Here is a 22,851-nt window from a genome sequence, read left to right as displayed (position 1 = left end):
CATTGTAGGCCGGTGAGAGAATAGATGTGGCACGAATGCGGATAACGATTGAGCGATTGCGGATGTGGCTGCTGATCGGTGCGGGCGCGCTGCTCTTGCTGGTGGCCGGCTTCATTGGCTATGCGCGATACCGGACGGGCAGTTTTCTAAAACGGCTGCCGCAGCAGCTCGGAGCCGACATCAAGCAGTCGACGAATGGATTCACCTACTCGCAGAGCATCAAGGGCCGCACGATGTTTACCGTGCATGCGTCGAAGATGATTCAGCGAACCGATGGAAAAGTAACGCTGCACGACGTCAGTATTACCGTGCATGACGGCTCCCGGATCGATCGCATCAGCAGCAATGAGTTCGTTTACGACCAGAACAATGGTGTCATCCAGGCGGATGGCGAGGTGCACCTTGACCTTGATTCTCCCGAAGGCAAAGAAGATCAAGCGGCTGTTCATGTGAAGACCAGTGGCCTGGTCTTTCTGCAGAAATTGGGTCTCGCCGCTACTGAGAAACCAATCGAATTTGCCGCCAAAGGGGTAAGCGGCCACGCTACAGGCGCGGATTACAGCACCGATACCGGGCTGCTGGTACTGCATTCGGCCGTGGATGCGACGACCGAGGCCAAGGGCCGTCAGATCCAGATGTTCGCCGGCTGGGCCCAGCTCGACCGCAAGGGACAGATTGCGCAACTGAAGCAGACCCGGATGGTGCAGGGTGACTCCGTCGGAGAAGCGGCTGAGGCGATCGTGCATCTCCGCCGGGATGGGTCGGCCGAGCGGATTGAGACCTCCGGTGGGCTAAAGATAACCTCAGACAATGGCCGTTTGCTGACCGCACAGCGGAGTGAGACATGGCTGAGCGCCCGCAGCGAACCGGAACGGGTTCGGCTTCAGGGGGCAGTGCACACGGAGCAGAACACGGGCGAACGGATTTCACGCGGCGATGCGGCAGAGGCTCTGGTGGAGTTCGGGCCAGGCGGCGTGGCAAAGGTGGCCCACCTGATTGGCGGCGTGCAGCTGACGGATGCGGAGGGGAAGAGAACTTCGCGAGATTTGCGTGCCGCCAAAGTGGACCTGCACTTCGAGCAGGTGGAGAAGAATTCAGTGCTGCGCTCCGCAGTCGCCCAGGGAGATGCCAATGTGTTGAGCGTTGCCGATGGCGCCCGCAGCCACTTCCAGGCTGAACTGCTGACGGCGCAGTTTGCCGGCGACCGGCGGCCTCGTGCGTCCCACGTCCATGGTGAGGGGCATGCCCGCATGGAGTCGCTCTCGGCGAAGGGTGTTACTCAGACCGGCGCTTCGGATCGCATCGATGCCACTCTGAATGCCGCCAGTGAAGTGGAATCGGGCACAATGTCCGGTGGCGTGACGGTGACGCAGGCCAGCGTGGTGAAGGGGCAGTCCCGCCAGACCAAAGCCACGGGAGACCTGGCCGTCTTGAAACAGGATGGCCTCATTGAGCTGACCGGCCATCCCCGTGTCGGCGATGGAGACGGAAGCGTAGAGGCGCAACGGATCCAGATGCAGCGTCAGACGCAGCAGGCCTGGGCCACTGGCAATGTAAAGGCGAACTATACCCGCGGCAACGATCCTATGCACGTCATCGCGGACCGGGCTGAATGGAAGCCCCAGGACGAACTGGTGATCTTTACCGGCGGAGCCCGCCCCGCGCGTATGTGGCAGTCGAATTCTCAGGTGGAGGCTCCCACGATCACGCTCGACCGCGGCAAACATACGGCTCTGGCTGCGGCAGGCAACGGTATGGTGCGGGCGGTGCTGGTCTCGGCGGCTACGCCGAAGCGTCCCTCGACGGTCTATCGCATCGCGGCCCGCCAGATGAGCTTCAGCGAAGCGCAACATCAGGTGGAGTTTGCCGGACCTGTCCGGATGGAGAGCGCCGACGGTACCGTCAGCGCGCGACAGGCGACGGTCTTTCTTTCCCCCTCCAAGGCAAAAACGGCTGACTTCAGCGGCAATGTGGAACGGGTAGTGGCCAAAGAAGATGTTGTGATTGAACAAGGCCAGCGCCGGGGTACGGGGAGCCAGTTGGTCTATACGGCGGCCGATGGACTGGCCGTTCTTACGGGATCTCCCAAAGTGGTAGATCCGCAACAGGGGACGATCACCGGGACGCAATTGAGCTTCCACGCAGCGGATGGTAGCGTGGTTGTATCGGGCGCGAGCGACCGGCGTGTGCGCACCGAAACGCAGGTGAAGTAATGCGCAGGCTGTCAACAGATGAGATCGGGAAGAGCTATGGCGGCCGGCCAGTAGTACGCGGCGTCAGCCTGCACGTCAGCCAGGGCGAGGTCGTCGGCCTGCTGGGCCCCAACGGTGCGGGAAAGACCACTAGTTTCTACATGATGGTGGGTCTGGTTCGGCCAGATATCGGCCGGGTGCTCTCAGACGGAGCGGACATCAGCCGGATTCCCATGTACATGCGAGCCCGGAAGTTCGGTATCAGCTACCTGCCGCAGGAGCCTTCGGTCTTCCGCAAACTCTCGGTCGAAGAAAACATTATGGCGGTTCTGGAGGCGCAACAGCTCTCGCCGGAGACCCGCCGGACGCGCCTGGAAAAGCTGATCGAGCAGCTCAACCTGGGGCCTGTCCGCAAGACGCAGGGGTATGCGCTCTCCGGCGGTCTGCGCCGTCGCGTGGAGATCGCCCGGTGCCTGTGCATCCAGCCGGCTTTCATCCTTTTGGATGAGCCATTTTCGGGAATCGATCCCATCGCGGTACTGGATTTGCAGGAGATTATCTTTGACCTGAAGACAAGTGGGATCGGAGTTTTGATCACAGATCATAATGTTCGTGAGACGCTGAGTGTCACCGACCGCGCTTACATCATTAATGAGGGCAAAATCTTCCGGGAGGGAACTCCCGGGGAACTTGGACGCGATCCAGAGGTCAAGCGAATCTATTTGGGAGAGGGTTTTTCGTTGTAGTACAACCACGCGATGGCAACCACTTTACAAGCCTGCATGCGGGTGTAGACTACGGCACACGGTCGGAGACACCCCTGCCGCGGAGATAAAGAAAGGGATCCAGTAACAAAGAGTGCTCCTCCAACCCAAGCTCAACGTAAAGATCTCCCAACGCCAGGTACTGACCCCTGGGTTGATGCAGATGGTCAGCGTGTTGGCGCTGAACAAGCTTGAACTCAAGGAGATGATCAATACTGAGATCGTCGAGAATCCTGTCCTTGAGGAGATCGAGAGCCACGATCCTTCTTTCGAAGAGCTCGCCGGGCGCGAGGGCGACCGCGAGCGAACCGTCGAAGAGACTGCCGCCAAGGAAGAGAAAGATCCCTTTGAAGAGATCGACTTCGGCAGCTACTTCCAGGAATATCTTGACCCCGGCTTCCGGACGGGCAATCTCGGCGGTGAGGAGCTGGACAAGCCCTCCTTCGAAAACTTCCTTTCCAAACCAAGCACGCTGACAGACCATCTGCTGTGGCAGCTCGGCTCTGTCCACTTGCTGGATGAGGTTCGGGCTGCCGCGGAGCTGATGATCGGCAACCTGGACGAGAACGGATATCTTGTCGCTACCGACGAAGAGCTGGCCACGGCTTTACGAGAGCAGGGGATTGAGCATCCCGAGGCTGCACTGGAGGAAGCCCACAAGGTGATCGGGACACTCGACCCTGCAGGTGTGGGAGCGCGTGATCTCAAGGAATGCCTGCTGATGCAGCTCGCCGCCCGTGAACGCGAGGCCGAGGCGGCTGCCGAGCGGCGTGCCGCTTATCGGGCACAGAAGGAGCATGAGGACGACTTCTCCGTCGAGATCGATCGCCGGGTCGAGGATGTTGAGAAGCTGGCGGCAGAGCACCGTGGTTGTGTCATGAGGATTGCTGATGCGATCGTGCAGCAGCATCTGGCTCTGCTGCAGAAGAAGGACATGCGCGAGCTGGTGAAGGAGTGCGCGCAATCTCCTGAGACCGTGCAGGAGGCGGTGGATGTTATTCGCTCGCTCGATCCTCGTCCAGGCCAGCGCTACAACAATACGGAGACGCGGCTGATTGAACCCGATGTCGCCTTTGTAAAGCGCGGCGATGAGTACGTGGTGGTGATGAATGAGGAGGATATGCCGGCGCTGCGGTTGAATGCGGGCTATCGCCGCATGATGCATCAGAAGGATGCCGACCGTGATCTGAAGGAGTACGTCAAGGAGCGGTATCGTTCGGCGATTCAGCTATTGCGGAACATCGAGCAGCGGAAGAATACGATCGTGCGCACCTGCGAGGCGATTGTGCGCCGCCAGCATGACTTTCTCGAAAAGGGCATCGATGGTTTGCGGCCGATGATGATCAAGGAGGTCGCCGAGGAGATCGGCGTGCATCCTTCTACGGTCAGTCGCGCGGTGTCGAACAAATATGTCCATACGCCGCAGGGCGTATATGAGCTTCGCTTCTTTTTCTCGGAAGGAGTGAATGGGCCTGAAGGTGGCGACCTTCCCCTCGTATTGCTCAAACGGAAGGTAAAGAAGCTGATTGAAGAAGAAGATCCGCGCCAACCTTATACGGACGACTACCTGGCTGCCGAGCTGCAGCGTCAGGGAATCCAGATTACTCGTCGTACCGTAGCAAAGTACCGGGAAGAAATGCAGATTCCCAGTACGCATAAACGCAGAGTACGCTAATCGCGTCTAACCAGACCTTAGAAAGAGGTGCCCAAGATGCACGTGGAATACACCGCACGAAAGGTCGTTGTTACAAAAAAGCTGAAGGCCCAGGCTGAAGAGGGTTTGAAGCGCATTGAAAAGCTGGTTGATGATACGGCCAAAGTCCACATCTTTTTAAACTGCGAAAAGTATCGCTGCAGCGTGGAAATCACGTTGAAGACCAAGCTGAAAGACATCGCCGCCTTGTGCGTCTCACCGGAAGTGGAGATCGCGTTGCGCGACGCTCTGGACAAGATCGAGAAGCAGATCTTGAAGTTGAAGAAGACCATCGTGACACGGAAACGTCATCCTCAGGGAGATAAGCTGACGGCGGGCACCGTCCGGCTGAGCGGTGACGAAGCCCGCGCCGCGTCGGACAAGGCCCCAACAGTGCCGGCGGCTAGAAAATCGAAGCTGAACGGCCACGCCAACGGCAAGGTCGCCGTGATAGCGCATAGCTTTCCGCAAACAGCCAGCCTGCCGGAGCCACACGTCGTTCGCTCTCTGGATTCGGTGGCGATGCGCCCTATGACGCTGGAGGAAGCGCTGAAGGAAGCACACTTTCGCGATAAAGACATCTTTATCTTCCGTAACCGGACGGGGCAGTTGCTGGTGCTGCATCGTATGCGTGATGGCAAGATGGAGCTGATTGAGACGCCGGCGTAGTAGCATCTCTGCATGCCAAAGAAGGGTACGCGGGCGGCATCCCCAAAGAAAAAATCGGACGGAAAGGACAGGCTCGTCATTCTGACGGGCTTGTCCGGTTCCGGCAAGCTCAGCGCTCTGAAGGCATTTGAGGACCTTGGATTCTACTCGGTCGACAATCTGCCGCTGGAACTGGTCCCCAGGTTTGCCGACCTGGTGCGACAGTCGCACGAGATTGACCGTGCCGCTCTGGTAGTGGATGTGCGCGAGGGCATGAAGCTCGACGCGTTTCCCGCAATCCTGAAAGAAGTCCGCAAGGTGCTGGATACGCGGGTTGTCTTTCTGGAGGCGACCGATGAGGTACTGTTGCGTCGCTTCAGTGAGACGCGCAGGCCACATCCGCTGGGACGGAACGATACGGTGTTGCAGTCGATTCAGCGGGAACGGAAGCGCCTCGACCCACTCCGGAATGTGGCCGACGTCATTCTGGATACCACCAAGTTCAATGTCCACGAGCTGCGCACCCACATCAACCAGCAGTTTGATCGTGGAGATACCGATCAGAACCTGCTGGTAAGCGCCATCAGCTTCGGTTTCAAGAATGGTGTGCCGCCGGAAGCGGATCTTGTCTTCGATGTGCGTTTTCTGCCGAATCCGCACTTCATCCCCGAGTTCCGGAAAGAAACGGGGCTGAACCCGAAGGTGGCGCGCTACGTCAAACGCTTTCCCCAGACCAAGGAGTTCCTGGACAAGACCACCGATCTGCTGAAATTTCTGCTGCCGTTCTACGTCAAGGAAGGGAAAAGTTACCTGACGATCGCCTTCGGATGTACCGGTGGCCAGCACCGGTCGGTCGCAATCGCCGAAGAGATGAAGAAACGGCTGGAGGCCGCGGGTTATCGCGTCAAGAGCGGCCACAGGGATATGCCGCGTTGACCGGCAGCGGGCTGATTAGAATAAAACCGATGTCTCCCATCACCAACGCCGGGCTGGGGGTGCGCACTTGAGGCGCATCTGGAGGCTGCTGCTGTATGCGCGGCCATACATGCTTTACTCGCTGGCTTCTGTCGTGTTGATGGCGACGGTCGGCGCCATGGCGGCCTTCCGCATTCTGCTGGTCAAGCCGATCTTCGATAACGTGCTTGCGCCGGATTCTCCGTCGCCCAATGTACTGAATATCCCGATCCCCCATCGGAATATCTCGCTGAATCTGCAATGGCTCGTTCCCAGCCATTTCCACAATGCCTGGACGGTAATCGCCTACGCTCTGGTCTGCTCGGCGATTTTAAAGAGCGTCTGTGATTACGTAGGAACTTATCTGGTGAACTATGCCGGCTTTGGCATGATCACCGATCTTCGAAACGACCTGTATAACGCCGTGCTGCGGCGCTCGGTCGCGTTCTTTCAGCGGCACTCAACGGGCACACTCCTTTCGACGCTGATCAACGACATCGAAAAAGTACAGGTCGCTATGTCCGCCGTGTTGAGTGAACTGCTGCAGCAGTTCTTCACTCTGGTGTGGACGGTTGTCGTCGTCATCCTGATGGGCGGCAAGCTGAGCTGGGTGTTGCTGCTTTTCGTGCCGGTAGTCCTTTCGTCGGCACGTCGCATCGGGCGCAGCGTCAGGTCTACGACTCGTAAGGGACAGGACAAGCTGGCCGAGATTCAGAACATCCTGCACGAGACCATCACCGGCAACCGCATCGTGAAGGCCTTCGGGATGGAACTTTGGGAGATGGACCGTTTCCGCACAGCGGCACGGCGTCTGTTCCGCGCCAACCTGAAGAGCGTCAGTGTGCAGGCGATCAGTTCTCCGCTGATGGATGCCATCGGCTCCGTGGCGATTGCTTTATTGCTGTTGCTGGGCCGCGGCCTCATCCGGTCACATGAGATGACTGCCGGTTCGTTCATCTCGTTCCTGATTGCTGTTTTCACTCTGTATGACCCGGTGCGGAAGTGCGCGATGTTTTACAACAGTTTTCAGCAGGCCCTGGGCGCCAGCGAAGAGATCTTCCATTTCATGGACGCACAGGACGATGTCCGCGAGAAGAAGAAGGCTTTTGTGTTGCCAGGCTTCCAGAACGAGATCCGTTTCGAGCATGTCGGCTTTGCGTATGAGGTCGATCATGAGCAGAAGCAGGTACTGCGGGACATCGATCTGGAAGTTCGGCGTGGCGAGGTGATCGCGTTTGTCGGCCCCAGCGGCGCAGGAAAGTCGACTCTGGTAAATCTGATTCCACGCTTCTTCGATGTGACCGAAGGCGCGATTACGGTCGATGGCCACGATCTGCGCGATGTCACCATCGCATCCTTGCGCAAGTTGATCGGCAAGGTGACCCAGGAGACCGTTCTGTTCAATGACACGGTACGCAACAACATCGCGTATGGGCAGCCTGATGTCCCGTTAGCCCGGGTACAGGAGGCTGCGAAAGCGGCTCTGGCGCACGATTTCATTGAGCGGTTGCCGAACGGCTACGACACGATGATCGGCGAAAAGGGCGCGCGCCTCTCCGGTGGTGAACGGCAGCGGCTGGCCATTGCGCGAGCGCTGTTGAAGGATGCGCCGATCCTGATTCTGGACGAGGCCACCTCGGCTCTGGATACGGAGAGCGAGGCCCTGGTACAGGCCGCTCTGGCTAATCTGATGCAGGGACGTACCGTCTTTGTGATCGCGCATCGGCTGAGCACGGTTCGCCGTGCCGATCGTATCGTCGTGATCGAACAAGGGCAGATCACCGAGATTGGGTCGCACGAGGAGTTGCTACAGCTCTCCGGAACGTACAAGCGGCTGTATGATCTGCAGTTCGTGAACGACCGGGCTGTTGAAACTGTTGCGGAAGGAACCGCATGAGTCTTGCATATTCGATGACGGGCTTTGCCCGTGTTCAAGGCAGTGTGGCTGAGGGCGTTGGATTTACGCTCTCGTTGAAGAGTGTCAACCACCGTTTCCTCGATCTGCACATGCGCCTTCCGGCCGGTTGCGATGCGTTGGAGATGCAGCTTCGCAAGCTGCTCAAAGAGCAGTTGCGCCGCGGCCACGTCGAGGTAACGCTGCAGCTCGACCGCCAGCGTCAGCGCACACTACAGTACGACCGTGCCGTCGTGGCCGCGTATGTTGAGGCGTACCGTCGTGCGGCAGAGGAGAATAATCTCTCCGGGGAACCGGACCTCGCCAGCATTCTGCGTATGCCCGGCGTCTTCAGCTCAGATGGCGAAGACTCTGAGCTGAAGCCGGAGCAGATTGAGGCGGCGGTGCTGCAGGAGGTGGAACCGCTGATCGCCTCGCTGCGAGCGATGCGGGCCCAGGAGGGCGCGGCCCTTGTAGCCGAGCTCGATGCCTGCATGGTGCGGATCGGAGCCGTGGCGGATGAAGTCAACACGCTGCGTGGCGATGTACGCGCCAGCTATTACGAACGTATCCGGAGCCGGATTGCAGAGCTGACCGAAGGCGCCAATATCAGCGAAGAACGCCTGCTCTCCGAGGCTGCGGTAATGGCTGAACGCAGTGACGTGGAAGAGGAGATCGTCCGGCTGAAGACCCATGTCGACCACTTTCGTGGACTGCTCGCCGCCGGCGGGGAGCTGGGGAAGAAGCTCGACTTCCTGCTGCAGGAGCTGAACCGGGAATCAAATACGCTCCTCTCCAAAACCAGCGGAGCCAATACGGCGAACGGTCTCCGGATCACCGAGCTTGGTCTGGAATTGAAGACGGTCATTGAAAAGGCAAGGGAACAGGTACAGAACCTTGAATAAACAGGGAAATTGAATCATTGAATGATTGAATAAGATTTCGTCTCTATCACGGAACTGGGATACGAGCGAAGTTCGAACGGTGGGAGCCGTGGGCTTCAGCCCACGGTCTATCAGACCACATAGGAACAGGCTTTAGTCCTGGGCCTGACGGACAGAGGAGGCCCAGGGCTAAAGCCTATTTGTTTTTAAACGCCTTTATCAGCGGCTGAAGCCCGCTGCTTCCACCAGTTTCAGTCATTCAGCCCAGCCCCGTAACTGTTGGATCTGTCAGATCAACAATCGCGTTATGTACACTTCTGAAAAGAAACATTCCTTCTGATGGCAGGCATTCTCTTCATCATCTCCGCGCCTTCGGGCTCGGGTAAGTCGACTCTTGTGGCCAACGTTCGCTCGCTTGTGGCGGGGCTTGAATTTTCGGTCTCCTACACCACCCGCGCACCGCGTGGGTCAGAGGTGGATGGTGAGGCGTATCACTTCACGACGCGCGAGAACTTTGAGGCGATGATCGCCCGCGATGAGTTCCTGGAGTGGGCCGAGGTCTTCGGCAACTACTACGGAACGGCGCGTTCGGCGTTGGATCATGCCCGGCAGCACAACCACGACCTTCTGCTCGATATCGATGTGCAGGGGGCGATGCAGGTGATGCAGAAGATGCCGGACGCAGTCTCGATCTTTATCCTGCCGCCCAGCCCGCAGGTGTTGGAGATGCGGCTGCGTAACCGGTCGCTGGCCGAGAACATGAGCGACGAGACGGTGATTCAGCGGCGGCTGACAGAGGCGCGGAACGAACTGCAGTTCCTCGAGCAGTACAAGTACGCCGTCGTGAATGATGTGCTGGACCAGGCGGTAACGGAGTTGAAGGCGGTTGTTGTGACCGAGCGTGGGGAAGAGGGACGCTATTTGCGTGAACTGGCACAGTCTTGTCGCACCTCGGCAATGTCGGAGCGGCTGATGCATTCTCTCCGCAGCTTTGCGACGGAATAGTTCGTCCTGGTATTTTCGTTCCCGAATTCGACCTCAAATATCCACAGCTTTAAATTCCTGCTTGGCGAGTCCAGTGCAAGCGGGTACATTGCTTGCATACGGAGGCTAGCAATGGATACAAAGCTCGTCAATAAGTACAGCCTGGTTAAGGGCGCGGCGCGTCGTGCACGTCAACTGCAGTCGGGTGCCACTCCCTTGATCGCATCCAAATCGATGAAGGCATGCCGTGTTGCCCAGGACGAGATTCTCTCCGGGCAGGTAAAGTTCGTCGTTCCCAAAACAGAGTTGAAGCCCGACATTGAGTCTGTGATTTAAGATCGTTCTATGAGTTACACGCCTGAGGCCGCCGCGCGGCTGCGGGCCTATGTCGCGTACTTCCGCGACCTTGGCGTACATGAGTTCTATCGCTGGAGCGAGCCGGCTCCGCAGACGCAACAGACCTCTGCGGTTATCGAGCAGCCTGTGCCTTCCGCTCCCGTACCAACACCGGTGCCGGTGGCGGCTGCTACTGCGCCGGAGATCGATGACCGCGAGCCACAACCGGCGCAGATGCTGCCGCCGGAGCTGAGAGAGCCTCCCATTCCCAAGCTGTATTCCTTTGATGAACTGGTTCCTTTGCCGACGACGACGGTTCCCGCCGCCGATCGTGCGGCTGCGATGAAGCTGATCCAGGATGAGATCGGCGACTGCACCCGCTGTCCGCTTGCCTATGGCGGACGCCGCAAGATTGTGTTCGCCGACGGCGACCCGAACGCTACGCTCATGTTTGTCGGGGAAGGCCCCGGCGCCGATGAAGATGCACAGGGGCTGCCCTTTGTGGGCAAGGCCGGGCAGTTGCTCAACAACATGATCACGGCGATGGGCATAAAGCGTGAGCAGGTTTATATCGCCAATATCGTCAAGTGCCGTCCGCCGGCAAACCGGACGCCGGAGTACGTGGAAGCCACGACCTGTTCCCAGTTCCTGATCAAACAGATCGATGTTGTACAGCCGAAGGTGATTGTGGCTCTCGGCTCCACGGCGGCAACGTACCTGCTGGGACGGAAGCAGGCGCTGGCCGGGCTGCGTGGCACGTGGCACACGGCGCGCGGAGCCAAAGTGGCGGTGACTTACCATCCCGCATTTCTGCTGCGCGACCCCCGGATGAAGGGCGAAGCCTGGAAAGACCTGCAGATGGTGATGCGGGAACTGGGTCTGAAGCCTCCCGCGAAGCAGTAGTTCAGGAGCGCGAAGCAGTAGTTCAGGAGAAAAGAGACGCTATGTCGCAGAACATCCTCACCGCGGAACGTGAGTCACACCTTCGTTCATTGGCCGACCTGCTGCTGGATGCCCGCCGCACGGGCAAGACGATCGATGCATTGCCGGAGCATCTTGTTCCGTCCTCCATGGAGGAGGCGTACTTCGTACAGGACGAGATGATGGCCGCCTACGGTGATGTAGGTGGGTACAAGGTAGGCGCGGCTTCGCCCGATGCCGAGCCGTTCTTCGCTCCCATGCCGCTCATCTGGATGGCTGCGTCCGGATCGACCCTGATCAATCCAATGCATCGCCTGCGGATTCTGGAGGGTGAAATCGCCTTCCACTTTGCCAAGGATCTTCCGGCGCGAGCGATGCGTTATGCGAACCAAGAGATCGCTGAGGCGATCTCTTCCGCACACGCCGTCATCGAGGTGCTGGAGTCGGCCTATACCGAGCCTGGGAAGCAGCCTCGTCTTGCGGTCTCTGCCGACATGCAGTTCCACGGCGCCTTTGTGCACGGGCCGGCGATCGAGAACTGGAAGAGCGTTGACTGGGCGCTGGAATCGGTCGAACTGGCGGTGGACGGGGTGATCCGCGTAGAGCGTACGGGCTCGAACCCCGGCGGCACGGACCTGATGCGCCTGCTCTCCTGGGTGGTGAATGAGGGAGCGAAGCGCACCGGCGGCATTCGCGCCGGGCAGTGGATCACAACGGGATCGTGGACCGGGAATACGCCCGCGACGCCTGGATCCGAAGCGGCTGTTCGATTTACAAGTTCAGGATCGGTTAAGCTTTCTTTCGCAAGCTAGCCTTCTATGCGCTCCGCTATCGTTTTCATCCTCGGAATCGTCGCCGGTCTTCTGGTGCTGCCTGCAATCGCTTACGCGTACTTCGCCTTCGGACGTCCCCCGGTCGCCGTTGCCGATGATGCGTTTCCCTTTGAAAAGCAGATTGTTCGTGTTCCGCTGCACGCTCGTATGGAGGCGGAGATGCCGAAGCAGCCGGCCATTCCTGCAAGCGATGAGAATCTGGTTGCAGGAGCAACTATCTATCGAGAGCAGTGTGCCTCGTGCCACGGTTTGAAGGAGCATCCTTCGTCGTTTGGCGCGTCCATGTATCCGCGCGCACCGCAGCTCTGGGAGAAGCACAAGAACGGCGTGGTGGGCGTCAGCGATGATGAGCCAGGCATGACCTACTGGCGAGCGAAGAATGGTATCCGGCTGACGGGTATGCCCTCGTATCAGAAGTTGTTGAGCGATACCCAACTCTGGCAGGTCTCATTGCTGCTCTCAAAGGCTGACAAACCACTTCCTGCCGCGGCGGAAGAGGCTGTATCGAAGCCGATCGGGAAATAGGAATAGATTCATTCGCCTTCGCTCGGAATCACAAAGAAGAGCGATTCAAACAACGTTGTGCGTAGCACAACCATTTCGCGCTGTAGCGCGAATGCCTTGCTTAAGGGGACGGCTTCAGCCGTCCCGTATCTGCCCTGACGAGAAAGCGGCTTCAGCCGCTGAGGGCGATGTATGTCCCTCAGCGGCGCTCCGAAATGACAAACAAAACCTCACCTCAGCGGCTAAAAAGCCGCCATTGCGTAGAGATTCCTACGGGACGGCTGAAGCCGTCCCCTTAAGCACGGCATTCGCACCTGCGGTGCGAAACAGGAAGCGCCGATAAGGTTTCGAAGGCTTCTCTTGCGTCCTGCTTCGATCTGCAAAGGATGTCCGGAGACGATTCTTCTTTAAACATCCACCGCATGATCATTCGGCAGATCCTGCCCGGCCCAGACCTTCCGTGTCGTCCACTCTGCGGGAGCATCCTTCCAGAATGGCGCATCTTTCAGCAGACCAAGCGGGAGAAAAGCCTCCAGGCATAGATACAGGCTACCGGTGGAGATGTAGGGCTCTCCCAGTGATGGCTGGTGCCCAGCCAGGCCAATCGTCAGCCAGCCGTTGGAATCGTAAGTGCCGCGTGCTCCCAGAGAGGCGCGCATGGCTGCTGTGAGCGCACCGCGGACCTGGGCGGGAGCCACATGCTCCGGGAGCTGTTGCCGCAGTGCCATGTCAGCGAGTAGATGGAAGGCTCCGCAACGATATGCGATAGACCGGCCTACGACCGGCCAGGTGCCGTCACGGGCGATCATTCGTTCCTGGATGGCGGCGTAGCGCATGGCGCGTTTCGGCTCGACCTCGGCGAGCTCTGGCCCGACGCCCACTTTGCCGACCGGGCTTTCTAGAACAGCCAGCATGAAGGGATGGATAACGAAGCTGTCGTAGTAGTCGGCATGAAAGTGAGGGCCGTCGCCGTAGACACCGTCGCCGAGGTACCACTCCTTGTGTTTTGCAAGGGCCAGCTCCACGGGAGCCTTCTCCCAGTCGCCGCCTAAGGCCTCAATCGCGGCTTCAACGGTCGCTGCGAAGAGCAACCAGTTGCTCATACCCGCTTTCTGCGTGCGCGTCTGCTGCAATCCTTTGATCAGCAGTTGCTTCGTCTTCTCGGGGAGCTTCTGGTTCAGCTCTTTCGGAGCTCGCAGAATGCCCAGGCTCAGGAAGGCGGCATCCACCAGAGTCTGCGCGATGGAACCGAAGGGCATGTAGTCGGGCGATGCGGAATCGACGCCGGCGGCGATGGCTTCCCGCGCCAGCTCGGCGTATTTGCCTGCGGTGCCGCTCTCGAGCCATGGGCTGATGCCACAGAGCGTGCGTCCCAGGGCTTCGAGATAGGTGCAGAGCCTGCGCGACTCTTCCTGACCCGGTTTGCATTCGACCGGCATTACCTGTTTCAGGCGGCGCTGGCTCAGGGCTGTGAGTACGGGACCTGCGGTCTTTTCCACCCTCGCAATCCACTCTTGCCGGATGTCAGTGGTGGGTTCGGTTGTTCCTGTTTTCTCACCACGCGCCATACCGGCTGCCAGAGCCAGTCCTGCACCTGTCACAAACTCACGCCGATCCATCCAATCTCCCTGGGCGTGTGGTCCAACCTTCTGACGGACGAAGATTGGCTCACATGCCTTCGCTTCGCATGATATTCCGTGGCGAAGTACTATATCCAAGTCATGAATCCGAACATCGCCGGTGTCACGATCAACGCCCCCGTCTCAGCCGCTCACGCCGAAATCCTCACTCCTGAAGCACTTACTTTCATCGTTGAGCTTCACCGCGCCTTTAATCCGCGCCGTAAGGAGCTGCTGGCGGCGCGCGTTGCGCGCCAGGCTCGTCTGGACGCCGGGGAGAAGCCTGACTTTCTGCATGAGACCGCGCATATCCGCATGGGAGACTGGCGCTGCGCTCCGATCCCGGCCGATATCCAGGACCGCCGCGTGGAGATCACCGGTCCGGTCGACCGGAAGATGATCATCAACGCGCTGAACTCCGGCGCAAAGGTCTTCATGGCAGACTTTGAAGACTCGTCCACACCTCTGTGGAACAACCTGCTTGATGGCCAGGCGAATCTGCGCGATGCGATCCGACGCACCATCACCTTCGAGGATGCGAAGACGGGCAAGAGCTACAAGCTCAATGAGCAGACGGCAGTACTGTTCGTCCGCGCGCGCGGATGGCACATGGAGGAGCGGCATATCATCGTGGATGGTGAGCCGATGTCGGGCTCGATCTTCGATTTCGGTCTGTACTTCTTCCACAATGCCAAGGAGCTTGTGGCACGCGGCAGCGGGCCGTACTTCTACCTGCCGAAGATGGAGTCGCATCTTGAAGCTCGCCTGTGGAACGAGATCTTTGTGAAGGCACAGGATCTGCTGGGGGTTCCGCAGGGCACCATCCGCGCGACGGTGCTGATCGAGACCATTCTCGCGACCTTTGAGATGGATGAGATTCTTTACGAGCTGCGCGACCACTCGGCAGGTCTGAACTGTGGCCGCTGGGACTACATCTTCTCGTTCATCAAGAAGCTCGCTGCCGATACCAGCGTATTGTTGCCAGACCGCGGCCAGGTAACCATGACGACGCACTTCATGCGCAGCTACTCGAAGCTCTGCATCAAGACCTGCCATCGCCGCCAGATTCATGCGATGGGCGGCATGTCCGCCTATATTCCCATCAAGTCAGATCCGGTCGCGAACGAGAAGGCCCTGGCGCAGGTGCGCGCCGATAAGGAGCGCGAAGCCACCGACGGACACGACGGCACCTGGGTGGCGCATCCCGGCCTGGTGCCGGTAGCGCTCGAGGTCTTCAACCGCATCATGCCGCAACCCAACCAGATTGCGAAACAGCTGCCGGACTACACTGCGACCGCTGCCGATCTGCTGGAGATACCGACTGGAGAGATTACAGAAGCAGGTTTGCGCCAGAACGTTGCCGTTGGTCTTGGATACGTGGAAGCCTGGCTGCGCGGCATCGGCTGCGTGCCGCTCTTCAACCTGATGGAGGATGCGGCCACAGCAGAGATCTCCCGCGCGCAGCTCTGGCAGTGGATTCACCATCATGCAAAGCTGAACGATGACCGTGAAGTAACCGCAGAACTTGTCGAGCAGATCATCGATGAGGAGCTGGAGAAGCTGAAGCCGACACTGGATGCGGAGCGGAGTGAGTCCTACCAAAAAGCCGCAGTGTTGATGCGGGACCTTGTCCGGGCAGAGAAGTTCCCGGAGTTCCTTACATTGCCGGCGTATACGCAGGTGCTGCGGGAAGAGACGTTCGCTTAGGCTAGGGAAGGCATAAAGGATGGGAGCAGCGGGCTTCAGCCCGCTGATTTGAGCTTATAGAAAAACCGGGATTTAGCCCTGGGTCTAGCTTTGATGGAGAAAAGGCCAGAGCTGAAAGCCATTATCTATAGAGCCGAAAAAACGGTGGGCTGAAAGCGCACGGCTCCCACCGATTCGGTCTACACAGGCATAATGCCGGCAACGGTTACCTGGCTGACGGGAAGATCGGAGTTCCATTATCAGGCGCGGCGATGCAGCAGCTCTTCTGCTGAGAGATTGCGGATGCTCGCGTCCAGCAGCTCCACCATGTGAAAGGTTGGAATCTCCGCATGACCACGGCGGCGCAATCCAGCCTGGAGCTGCAGCAGGCAGCCAGGGTTGGCGGAGATCAACGCCTCGGCCTCGGTCGAGAGCAGGTTATCGACCTTACGGTCACCAAGCTCGGCCGCCGGGTCTGGCTGAACCAGGTTATAGATACCCGCCGAACCGCAGCAGAGATTGGCCTCGGGCACCTCGCGGAGATCGAGACCGGGGATGGTCTTCAGCAGACCGCGCGGTTCGGCATAGATACCCTGGGCATGGCGTAGGTGGCAGGCATCCTGGTAGGCGACCCGCAAGGGCAGGGGATGCCTTGGGCTGCGGGGTTCGAGGACGCTCAGTAGCTCCGAGATATCGCGGCACTTAGCACTAAAAGCCGCAGCTCGTTCCGCCCATTGTGGGTCGTCGCGCAGCAGAAAACCGTACTCTTTCATCGTGGAACCGCACCCGGCGGCATTGATGGCGATGTAGTCGACGTTGGCCGCCTCGAACTGGGCGATGGTCTGTTTGGCCATTCGCAGAGCTTCATCCTCGACACCGGTGTGCACCATCAGGGCTCCGCAGCATTGCTGGTTCTCAGGAACGACGACCTGGCATCCCTCGGCCTCCAGTACCCGTGCCGTGGCTTCGTTCACATGCTGGAAGAAGACCTGCTGTACGCAACCGGTCAGAAGGCCAACGCGCGGTCGGTCGGCCGTCTTCGCCTTATTGGAGAGCGTGATGTGGCTGCGGAAGAGCGAGTCAGGCACGCGAGGCAGCAGCGCTTCCATCGCCTGCAGACGTTTGGGTAGCAGCTTCAGAAGCCCCGTGGCACGGACAAGCTTCTGCAACCCAAGCCGCTGATAGGCCAGCATAGGATAGGCCATCAGACGCAGCCGCGCCGGATGAGGAAAGGTGGCGAAGAGCAGCTTGCGGAAGAGAGAGTCATCGGTCGAGCGCGGGATGTTGCGCTCGATTTGGGAGCGCGTATCCTCGATGAGCTTGTTGTACTGCACGCCGGAGGGGCAAGCGGTCACGCAGGCCATGCACCCCAGGCAATTGTCCATGTGTGTGCGGAAGTTCTGATCCAGGCCGGCTTCGCCCTGCGCGGCCTTCGTCATCATATAGATGCGTCCACGAGGAGAGTCCATCTCTTCGCTCCACAGAACATAGGTGGGACATGCGGGAAGACAAAAGCCGCAATGAACGCAGTCGGAGAGCAGTTCCTTTGATGGCGGATGATGCGGGTCAAAGGCCGAGGGCTTGGCAGGAGGTTCGATTTGGTGCAGATGAGACATGATGGCTAGCGGACCGGTTGCGGTGCTGGCTCAATGGCCAGCGGATTGAGTGTCTGGTTGGGATCGAACTGCTGTTTGACGAGCATCGTCAGTGGAGAAGGCTCTTTCGCGCCCCACGGCGGCATTGAATCGTCCTGTGGATTTTGAGGAACCGACAAGACTGTCATGGAACCGGCATCGGTATGCGCATAGAGGCTTCCCAGCGCGGAATACGTTTGGCTTATATTCGGGAAACTGGCGTAGAGAATGCCTATCGCTTGCGCAACGCAGCGCCCTCCAAGCTGGACAACTTCCGCTGCATTGGATGAAAGCTCGGACGCCTTTCCGGTCACCTTCACCAGAAAGGCATTTGGCGTATTCATCAGGTCTTCGCGGGATCTCCATACATCGGGCGATGACGGATGGATCGTCACGCCATGTTGTCGGGCGAGGACTGCCAGCATAGCCTCCTGCTTCGCTTCGGGATGCGCATTGAGTTGAATATCCAACGCGAAACCAGACGCATCTCCACGTAACTGTAGAGCCTGTGTCGCCAGGTGGCTATCGCGAATCGCCTGCATCAGAGCCGCAAGTTTCCTGGCGATTTCAGCGGTTACCGTGAAGCTTTGCGCGTAGCGCGGCAAAGCATACAAACGGAAGGTCACCTCGGTGATGACGGCCAATGTGCCGCGCGAGCCGACCATCAGCTTCGGCAGATCATAACCGGCGACATTCTTCACCACGCGGCCGCCGGTGCGGGCAATGGTCCCATCGGCCAATACGATCGTCATGCCAAGCACCAGATCGCGTAGAGACCCGTAGCGATGGCGCAAAGCTCCGGAGTCGTTGGTGGCGCAGATTCCCCCAACCGTTGCTGTAGCCGGCCATAGCGGGTCCAGCGCCACAAACTGGCCATGCCGCGCGAGTGTCTGCTGCAGCGTCTCCCAGGTACAACCCGCTTGTACGGTGCAGGTGAGGTCCTGCCATGGATGATCGACAACCTGATTCAGCCGCTGGAGAGAGAGCTCAATCTGCGGCTCGGCCGCGGCCCCCCAGGCAAGTTTCGTACGGCCTCCGGTGGGCCGTACCTTGAGTCCATGGTGGTCGGCGAAGCCTATCACCGCGGCAACCTCGTGCGTGTCTTTGGGAGAAACGACGAAGACGCCGTTGTCTTCTCTGACAAACTCATGGCCAACGAGTGGAGCCAGATGTTCAGCGAGATGGGTGATTACCGGCATTAGAGCATTTCTCCTGTGGGTGTAGAGTAGGGCTTCCGCATTTATGGGCGTTTTCCGCAATGAGAACGCCACTGAACTCCTCTTCCGGGCTACCCAGGAACAGGAGAAATGCTCTAGAAGACCTCCGCAATGCCGGAGGCTTCCACCGGGTGTGGGACATAGTGACCACGGCTCTGTTCACCGCAGAGACGTGGCGTGGGGAAGAGCTTCTCCGGGTTGGCAATGTTGTTGGGATCGAAGGCGCGGCGCACGCGCTGCATCGTCGCCAGATCGGCGGGGGCATACATGTAGCTCATGCTGCACTGCTTCTCGCGGCCGACGCCGTGTTCCCCGGTGATGGAGCCACCGGCTTCGACACAAAGATCGAGGATGCGCATCGAGAGATCAATGGCGCGTTCCTCTTCCCCCGGATTGTCACGGTTATAGAGCACGATAGGATGCAGATTGCCATCTCCGGCGTGAAAGACATTCGTAACACGCAGACCTTCCGCGTTGGCCATGGCGGCAATCTTCTCCAGAACGACAGGAAGCGTCGTCCGGGGAATGACGCCATCCTGGACGATGTAGTTCGGGCTCAGGCGGCCGGCGGCGGCGAAGGCTGCCTTGCGACCTTTCCAGATCAGAAGACGATCAGCTTCGTCGACGGCATGGCGTGTCTCGAGAGCTCCGTTTTTACCGCAGAGTTCCAGCACCTGCTCCGCCTGCAGCTTGACCTCAGCGGACGGACCGTCGACCTCGACAATCAGCAGACCGTCACACATCGGATAGTTAGGATGTACGGCTGCTTCCGCGGCAACGATGGCGAGCCGGTCCATAATCTCCATCGCCGAGGGCAGAAGCCCGGCAGCGATGATGTCGCTGACCGTCTGCGCCGCGGCTGAGATGGAGGGGAAGGCCGCCAGAAGCACCTGGATGGCTTCGGGTTTCCGTACGATGCGTAGGGTCATCTCGGTGGCGATACCGAGCGTCCCTTCGCTTCCGATAAAGACACCGAGAAGATCGTAGCCGGGAGCATCGGGCGATTTGCTGCCCAGCGTTACCAGCTCGCCGGATGGTAGAACCACTGTCGCTTCCAGAACGTGAGTGACGGTGAAGCCGTATTTCAGGCAGTGGGCTCCGCCGGCGTTCTCGGCAACATTGCCGCCAATAGTGCACACCGTCTGCGAAGAGGGGTCCGGAGCGTAGAAGAATCCGGCGCCTGCGACCGCGGCGGTAACGTTCGCGTTGATGACTCCGGGCTGCACCGTCACCTGATGGTTGACGAGATCGATGTTCAGGACCTTCGCCATGCGGGAGAAGCCGATGACGACGCAACCGTGAGTCGGCAACGCACCGCCCGACAGTCCCGTGCCGGCACCGCGCGCCACAAATGGAACTTTGTGGCGGCTACAGAGACGCAGGATTGCCTGTACCTGTTCGGTGGTCTCCGGCAGCAGGACGGCAGAGGGGGCTTCACGGAAGGCCGTAAGGCCATCACATTCATAGGTCTGCAACTGGTTCTGAGCGGTAATCAGGCCGCGCGGACCGACAATCTGGGAAAAGGCGGTAAGAAGTTCTGCCGAAAGCATGGCACACCTAGCATACTGGCCGACACTATGATTTGGTGACATTCGAACCCACCCAAAAGCGTACTGTAACGAAAAAGCCGTCCAGAGCGTCAGACAACCGAACGAGGAGACAGCCATGTTGATCAACACCACTACCGCGATTCCATCTTCCGAGATCACTCCGCAGGAGAAGTTCTTGAGCCGTCGAGGGTTCCTGGCGGGAGCGGCTGCCGTGGCGGGCGCCGGCGTGATAGCGCCACAGGGGCTCTGGGGTGCAACCAAGCTGCAGACGACCCCGGGAAAGTTCTCACTCAGTGAAACGCCGACGCCTTTGAAGAAGGCAATCAGCTACAACAACTTTTATGAGTACGGAGTCGACAAGGGTGATCCTGCGGCCAACGCGCACCGTTTGAAGCCACGCCCGTGGACCGTGCAGGTGGAGGGTCAGATTCAGAAGCCCCTGACCTTTGACATCGACACCATCATGAACTACCGTCCGCTGGAAGATCGGGTCTATCGCTTTCGCTGTGTTGAGGCGTGGAGCATGGTGATTCCCTGGGTAGGCTATTCGTTCTCAGAGTTTGTGAAGGCATGCAACCCTCTGCCAAGCGCCAGGTACATTCAGTTCATCTCGTTGGCGGATCGGAAGCAGATGGACCTGCCGGATTCTGCTGGAATCTCGTGGCCGTATTCGGAAGGGCTGCGTATGGACGAGGCGATGCATCCGCTCACGCTGCTTACCTTCGGCTCATATGGACAGACGCTCGAGAATCAGCAGGGGGCTCCGATTCGCATCATCATTCCATGGAAGTATGGCTTCAAGTCTGCAAAGTCGATCGTGAAGATTCGCTTCCTCGATAAGCAGCCGCACACATCGTGGAATGATCTTGCTCCAACGGAATACGGCTTTTACGCCAACGTGAATCCGCAGCACAACCATCCGCGCTGGAGCCAGGCGAATGAACGCAAGATCGATGCTTCCCTCTTTCCCAGAACGGTACCGACCCTCCCATTCAATGGTTACGGTAATGAAGTTGCCGGCTTATACAGCGGTATGGATCTTCATAAGAATTATTAGAAGTAATTAGCTGCAGTTCATTACAACTGTTTTGCGTGAAATTAGTCAGATGTAACGTAATGCGCCCGACCGAGGGCGCATTTTCTATGCTTGCCGCACTGCAAGTCTTTGCCACTATTGCAGTTGAAATGTCGATCGCAAAAAGTTGAGCGAAACGAGTCACGCCTAAAGTCTCGCTGTTCCGCGCCGAAGAAATAAGCAGCGGAAGAAGATGCTGCAACAAATTCTCCTCTGACCGACTGCTCCGTTCTGGATCAGACGCTGCCGCTAGGCAGGGGAAAAAGTCTGCAAAAGATTGCACGTAGCCTGCAGGCGTAAGGGACTTGATCCCTGCGTCTCTATGGAGTCGTGTGTCCGTGGCATAGCGATTGCTTCGTTAGCTGCCACTAGCAGCTTGCTGCATGGTCTCCCCCGTTCTTTTGAAGGAGAGGACAAGATGACTACGTACAAATTAAAAATACGAGCTGTTGCTGTACTGGTTGTTATGCTGCCATTTTCAGTCGTCGGACAAACTTCCAAACACAAGACGCCCTCTCCGGTGGAGATCGCGAAGAACGCAATACCATTGCGCCTTACAGGTGAGCGAGCCTCGCTGGCGATGAAAACCAAAGCAGCAGCAATTGCTGCAACTGCATCCTCTTCAACATCTGTATCGACCGCTGCAGGCGCATCAAGCGGAACGAAAGCTGCACCCGCAGCCGCCGTCATCCCCACAGCAATCGCCTCCATCACGGTGGAAGGCCACTCCGCAGACGAGATTCTGCAGACCGACACTGCTATCACATTGCAGGCAACAAGCGCCGAGATGCAGGCAGCACCTGGCACCTATAACGACATCCCTCGCTTCCTGATGACGGAACCTGGCGTAACCTTCGATACCGACTCCAGAAACACCTACATGGTGAATGGTGGTAACCCGATCGAGAATCTGTATGTTGTCGACGGCGTTGAAATTGCGAACATCAACCACCTCAGCACGAGCAATTCTTCGGGTGGCTTTGTGTCGATGCTTGATACCGACGCGGTCTCATCGGTCAGCCTGCATAAGGCGCTCTACAGCACAAAGTACAGTGGCGCTCTGTCCTCCGTTCTCAGTGTGAACACCGCTGCGCCGGCTGCGCAGAAACGGCATCTGCAGATGGACATGGGCTATGCCGGCATGGGTGCGATCTTCAGCCATCCGCTGGGGAAGAAGGCTGCATTTCTCACGCAGTATCGCCGCAGCGTGATCAACTACTTTACGGACGACATCGGCATCGGCGGTGCGCCGGTCTATTCCGGAACACTGGCACGCGTGGATACGCATCCGACTGGAAAGGACACGGTCTTCGGCCTGTATATCGGTGGCAACGATAAGATCGCCCTGCACCCGAATCTGTTGGACAACCAGGATCCCGGTTACGTCAGCACGACGTACACAGGGAATCGCGGGATCTATGCCGCGACGTGGAACCACATTGTCTCCGGCAACACGCTGCTGA

19 protein-coding genes are annotated in these 22,851 nt (G+C 58.7%); 15 read left to right on the top strand and 4 right to left on the bottom strand.

From position 1 onward, the window contains the following. Positions 1–35: 35 nt before the first annotated feature. The 12 genes from OHL21_RS13100 (at position 36) to OHL21_RS13045 (ending at position 12,628) form a co-directional block, all read left to right on the top strand. Complete coding sequence (locus tag OHL21_RS13100; RefSeq protein WP_263417726.1) at positions 36–2,213, top strand: LptA/OstA family protein; 2,178 nt, start codon at positions 36–38, stop codon at positions 2,211–2,213. After that, positions 2,213–2,938 carry an LPS export ABC transporter ATP-binding protein gene (gene lptB / locus OHL21_RS13095; protein WP_263417725.1) on the top strand — a complete coding sequence of 242 codons (726 nt, stop codon included), beginning with the start codon at positions 2,213–2,215 and terminating at the stop codon, positions 2,936–2,938. Before OHL21_RS13100 ends, lptB begins: the two co-directional genes overlap by 1 nt. Before the next feature lie 112 nt (positions 2,939–3,050). Beyond that, positions 3,051–4,631 carry an RNA polymerase factor sigma-54 gene (gene rpoN, locus OHL21_RS13090; RefSeq protein ID WP_263417724.1) on the top strand — a complete coding sequence of 527 codons (1,581 nt, stop codon included), beginning with the start codon at positions 3,051–3,053 and terminating at the stop codon, positions 4,629–4,631. 36 nt (positions 4,632–4,667) lie between these two features. Then, complete coding sequence (gene hpf / locus OHL21_RS13085) at positions 4,668–5,318, top strand: ribosome hibernation-promoting factor, HPF/YfiA family (RefSeq protein WP_263417723.1); 651 nt, start codon at positions 4,668–4,670, stop codon at positions 5,316–5,318. Between the two features lie 12 nt (positions 5,319–5,330). Beyond that, positions 5,331–6,233, top strand: a complete 903-nt coding sequence (gene rapZ / locus OHL21_RS13080; protein ID WP_263417722.1) for an RNase adapter RapZ — start codon at positions 5,331–5,333, stop codon at positions 6,231–6,233. A gap of 67 nt (positions 6,234–6,300) precedes the next feature. Beyond that, positions 6,301–8,148, top strand: coding sequence for an ABC transporter ATP-binding protein (locus OHL21_RS13075; protein ID WP_263417721.1), 1,848 nt, complete (start codon positions 6,301–6,303; stop codon positions 8,146–8,148). Further along, positions 8,145–9,050: a YicC/YloC family endoribonuclease gene (locus OHL21_RS13070; protein WP_263417720.1), complete on the top strand. Its 906-nt coding sequence runs from the start codon at positions 8,145–8,147 to the stop codon at positions 9,048–9,050. Before OHL21_RS13075 ends, OHL21_RS13070 begins: the two co-directional genes overlap by 4 nt. A 318-nt stretch (positions 9,051–9,368) precedes the next feature. Then, complete coding sequence (gene gmk / locus OHL21_RS13065) at positions 9,369–10,034, top strand: guanylate kinase (RefSeq protein ID WP_263417719.1); 666 nt, start codon at positions 9,369–9,371, stop codon at positions 10,032–10,034. Positions 10,035–10,145: 111 nt separating this feature from the next. Next, the gene (rpoZ, locus tag OHL21_RS13060) at positions 10,146–10,349 is read left to right on the top strand and encodes a DNA-directed RNA polymerase subunit omega (protein WP_263417718.1); all 204 of its coding nucleotides are present in this window, start codon (positions 10,146–10,148) and stop codon (positions 10,347–10,349) included. Positions 10,350–10,358: 9 nt separating this feature from the next. Continuing rightward, positions 10,359–11,252, top strand: coding sequence for a uracil-DNA glycosylase (locus OHL21_RS13055; RefSeq protein WP_263417717.1), 894 nt, complete (start codon positions 10,359–10,361; stop codon positions 11,250–11,252). Positions 11,253–11,293: 41 nt separating this feature from the next. Further along, a complete protein-coding gene (locus OHL21_RS13050; RefSeq protein WP_263417716.1) occupies positions 11,294–12,082 on the top strand; it encodes a 2-keto-4-pentenoate hydratase in 789 nt (262 codons plus the stop codon). A 6-nt stretch (positions 12,083–12,088) separates the two neighbouring features. After that, complete coding sequence (locus OHL21_RS13045) at positions 12,089–12,628, top strand: c-type cytochrome (protein ID WP_263417715.1); 540 nt, start codon at positions 12,089–12,091, stop codon at positions 12,626–12,628. Between the two features lie 386 nt (positions 12,629–13,014). Here OHL21_RS13045 and OHL21_RS13040 read toward each other — a convergent pair whose 3' ends face one another. Continuing rightward, positions 13,015–14,226, bottom strand: a complete 1,212-nt coding sequence (locus OHL21_RS13040; protein ID WP_263417714.1) for a DUF2264 domain-containing protein — start codon at positions 14,224–14,226, stop codon at positions 13,015–13,017. A 102-nt stretch (positions 14,227–14,328) separates the two neighbouring features. Here OHL21_RS13040 and aceB point away from each other — a divergent pair, with 102 nt between their 5' ends. Beyond that, positions 14,329–15,933, top strand: a complete 1,605-nt coding sequence (gene aceB, locus OHL21_RS13035; protein ID WP_263417713.1) for a malate synthase A — start codon at positions 14,329–14,331, stop codon at positions 15,931–15,933. 239 nt (positions 15,934–16,172) lie between these two features. On the opposite strand, the gene OHL21_RS13030 is transcribed toward aceB, so the two are convergent. From OHL21_RS13030 to OHL21_RS13020, 3 genes are all read right to left on the bottom strand, one after another. Further along, positions 16,173–17,528, bottom strand: a complete 1,356-nt coding sequence (locus tag OHL21_RS13030) for a (Fe-S)-binding protein (protein WP_263417712.1) — start codon at positions 17,526–17,528, stop codon at positions 16,173–16,175. A 5-nt stretch (positions 17,529–17,533) separates the two neighbouring features. Continuing rightward, positions 17,534–18,745, bottom strand: a complete 1,212-nt coding sequence (locus tag OHL21_RS13025) for an FAD-binding oxidoreductase (RefSeq protein ID WP_263417711.1) — start codon at positions 18,743–18,745, stop codon at positions 17,534–17,536. A 113-nt stretch (positions 18,746–18,858) separates the two neighbouring features. Further along, positions 18,859–20,313, bottom strand: coding sequence for an FAD-binding oxidoreductase (locus OHL21_RS13020; RefSeq protein WP_263417710.1), 1,455 nt, complete (start codon positions 20,311–20,313; stop codon positions 18,859–18,861). A gap of 115 nt (positions 20,314–20,428) precedes the next feature. Here OHL21_RS13020 and msrP point away from each other — a divergent pair, with 115 nt between their 5' ends. Continuing rightward, the gene (gene msrP, locus OHL21_RS13015; protein ID WP_263417709.1) at positions 20,429–21,370 is read left to right on the top strand and encodes a protein-methionine-sulfoxide reductase catalytic subunit MsrP; all 942 of its coding nucleotides are present in this window, start codon (positions 20,429–20,431) and stop codon (positions 21,368–21,370) included. A 436-nt stretch (positions 21,371–21,806) separates the two neighbouring features. Continuing rightward, on the top strand, positions 21,807–22,851 hold a 1,045-nt coding region (locus OHL21_RS13010; RefSeq protein ID WP_263417708.1), incomplete at its 3' end, for a TonB-dependent receptor plug domain-containing protein.

This window comes from Terriglobus albidus (assembly GCF_025685425.1).
Taxonomy (GTDB): domain Bacteria; phylum Acidobacteriota; class Terriglobia; order Terriglobales; family Acidobacteriaceae; genus Terriglobus; species Terriglobus albidus.
Note: the sequence above shows the minus strand (reverse complement) of the source record. Positions and strands in the feature narration are given on the sequence as shown.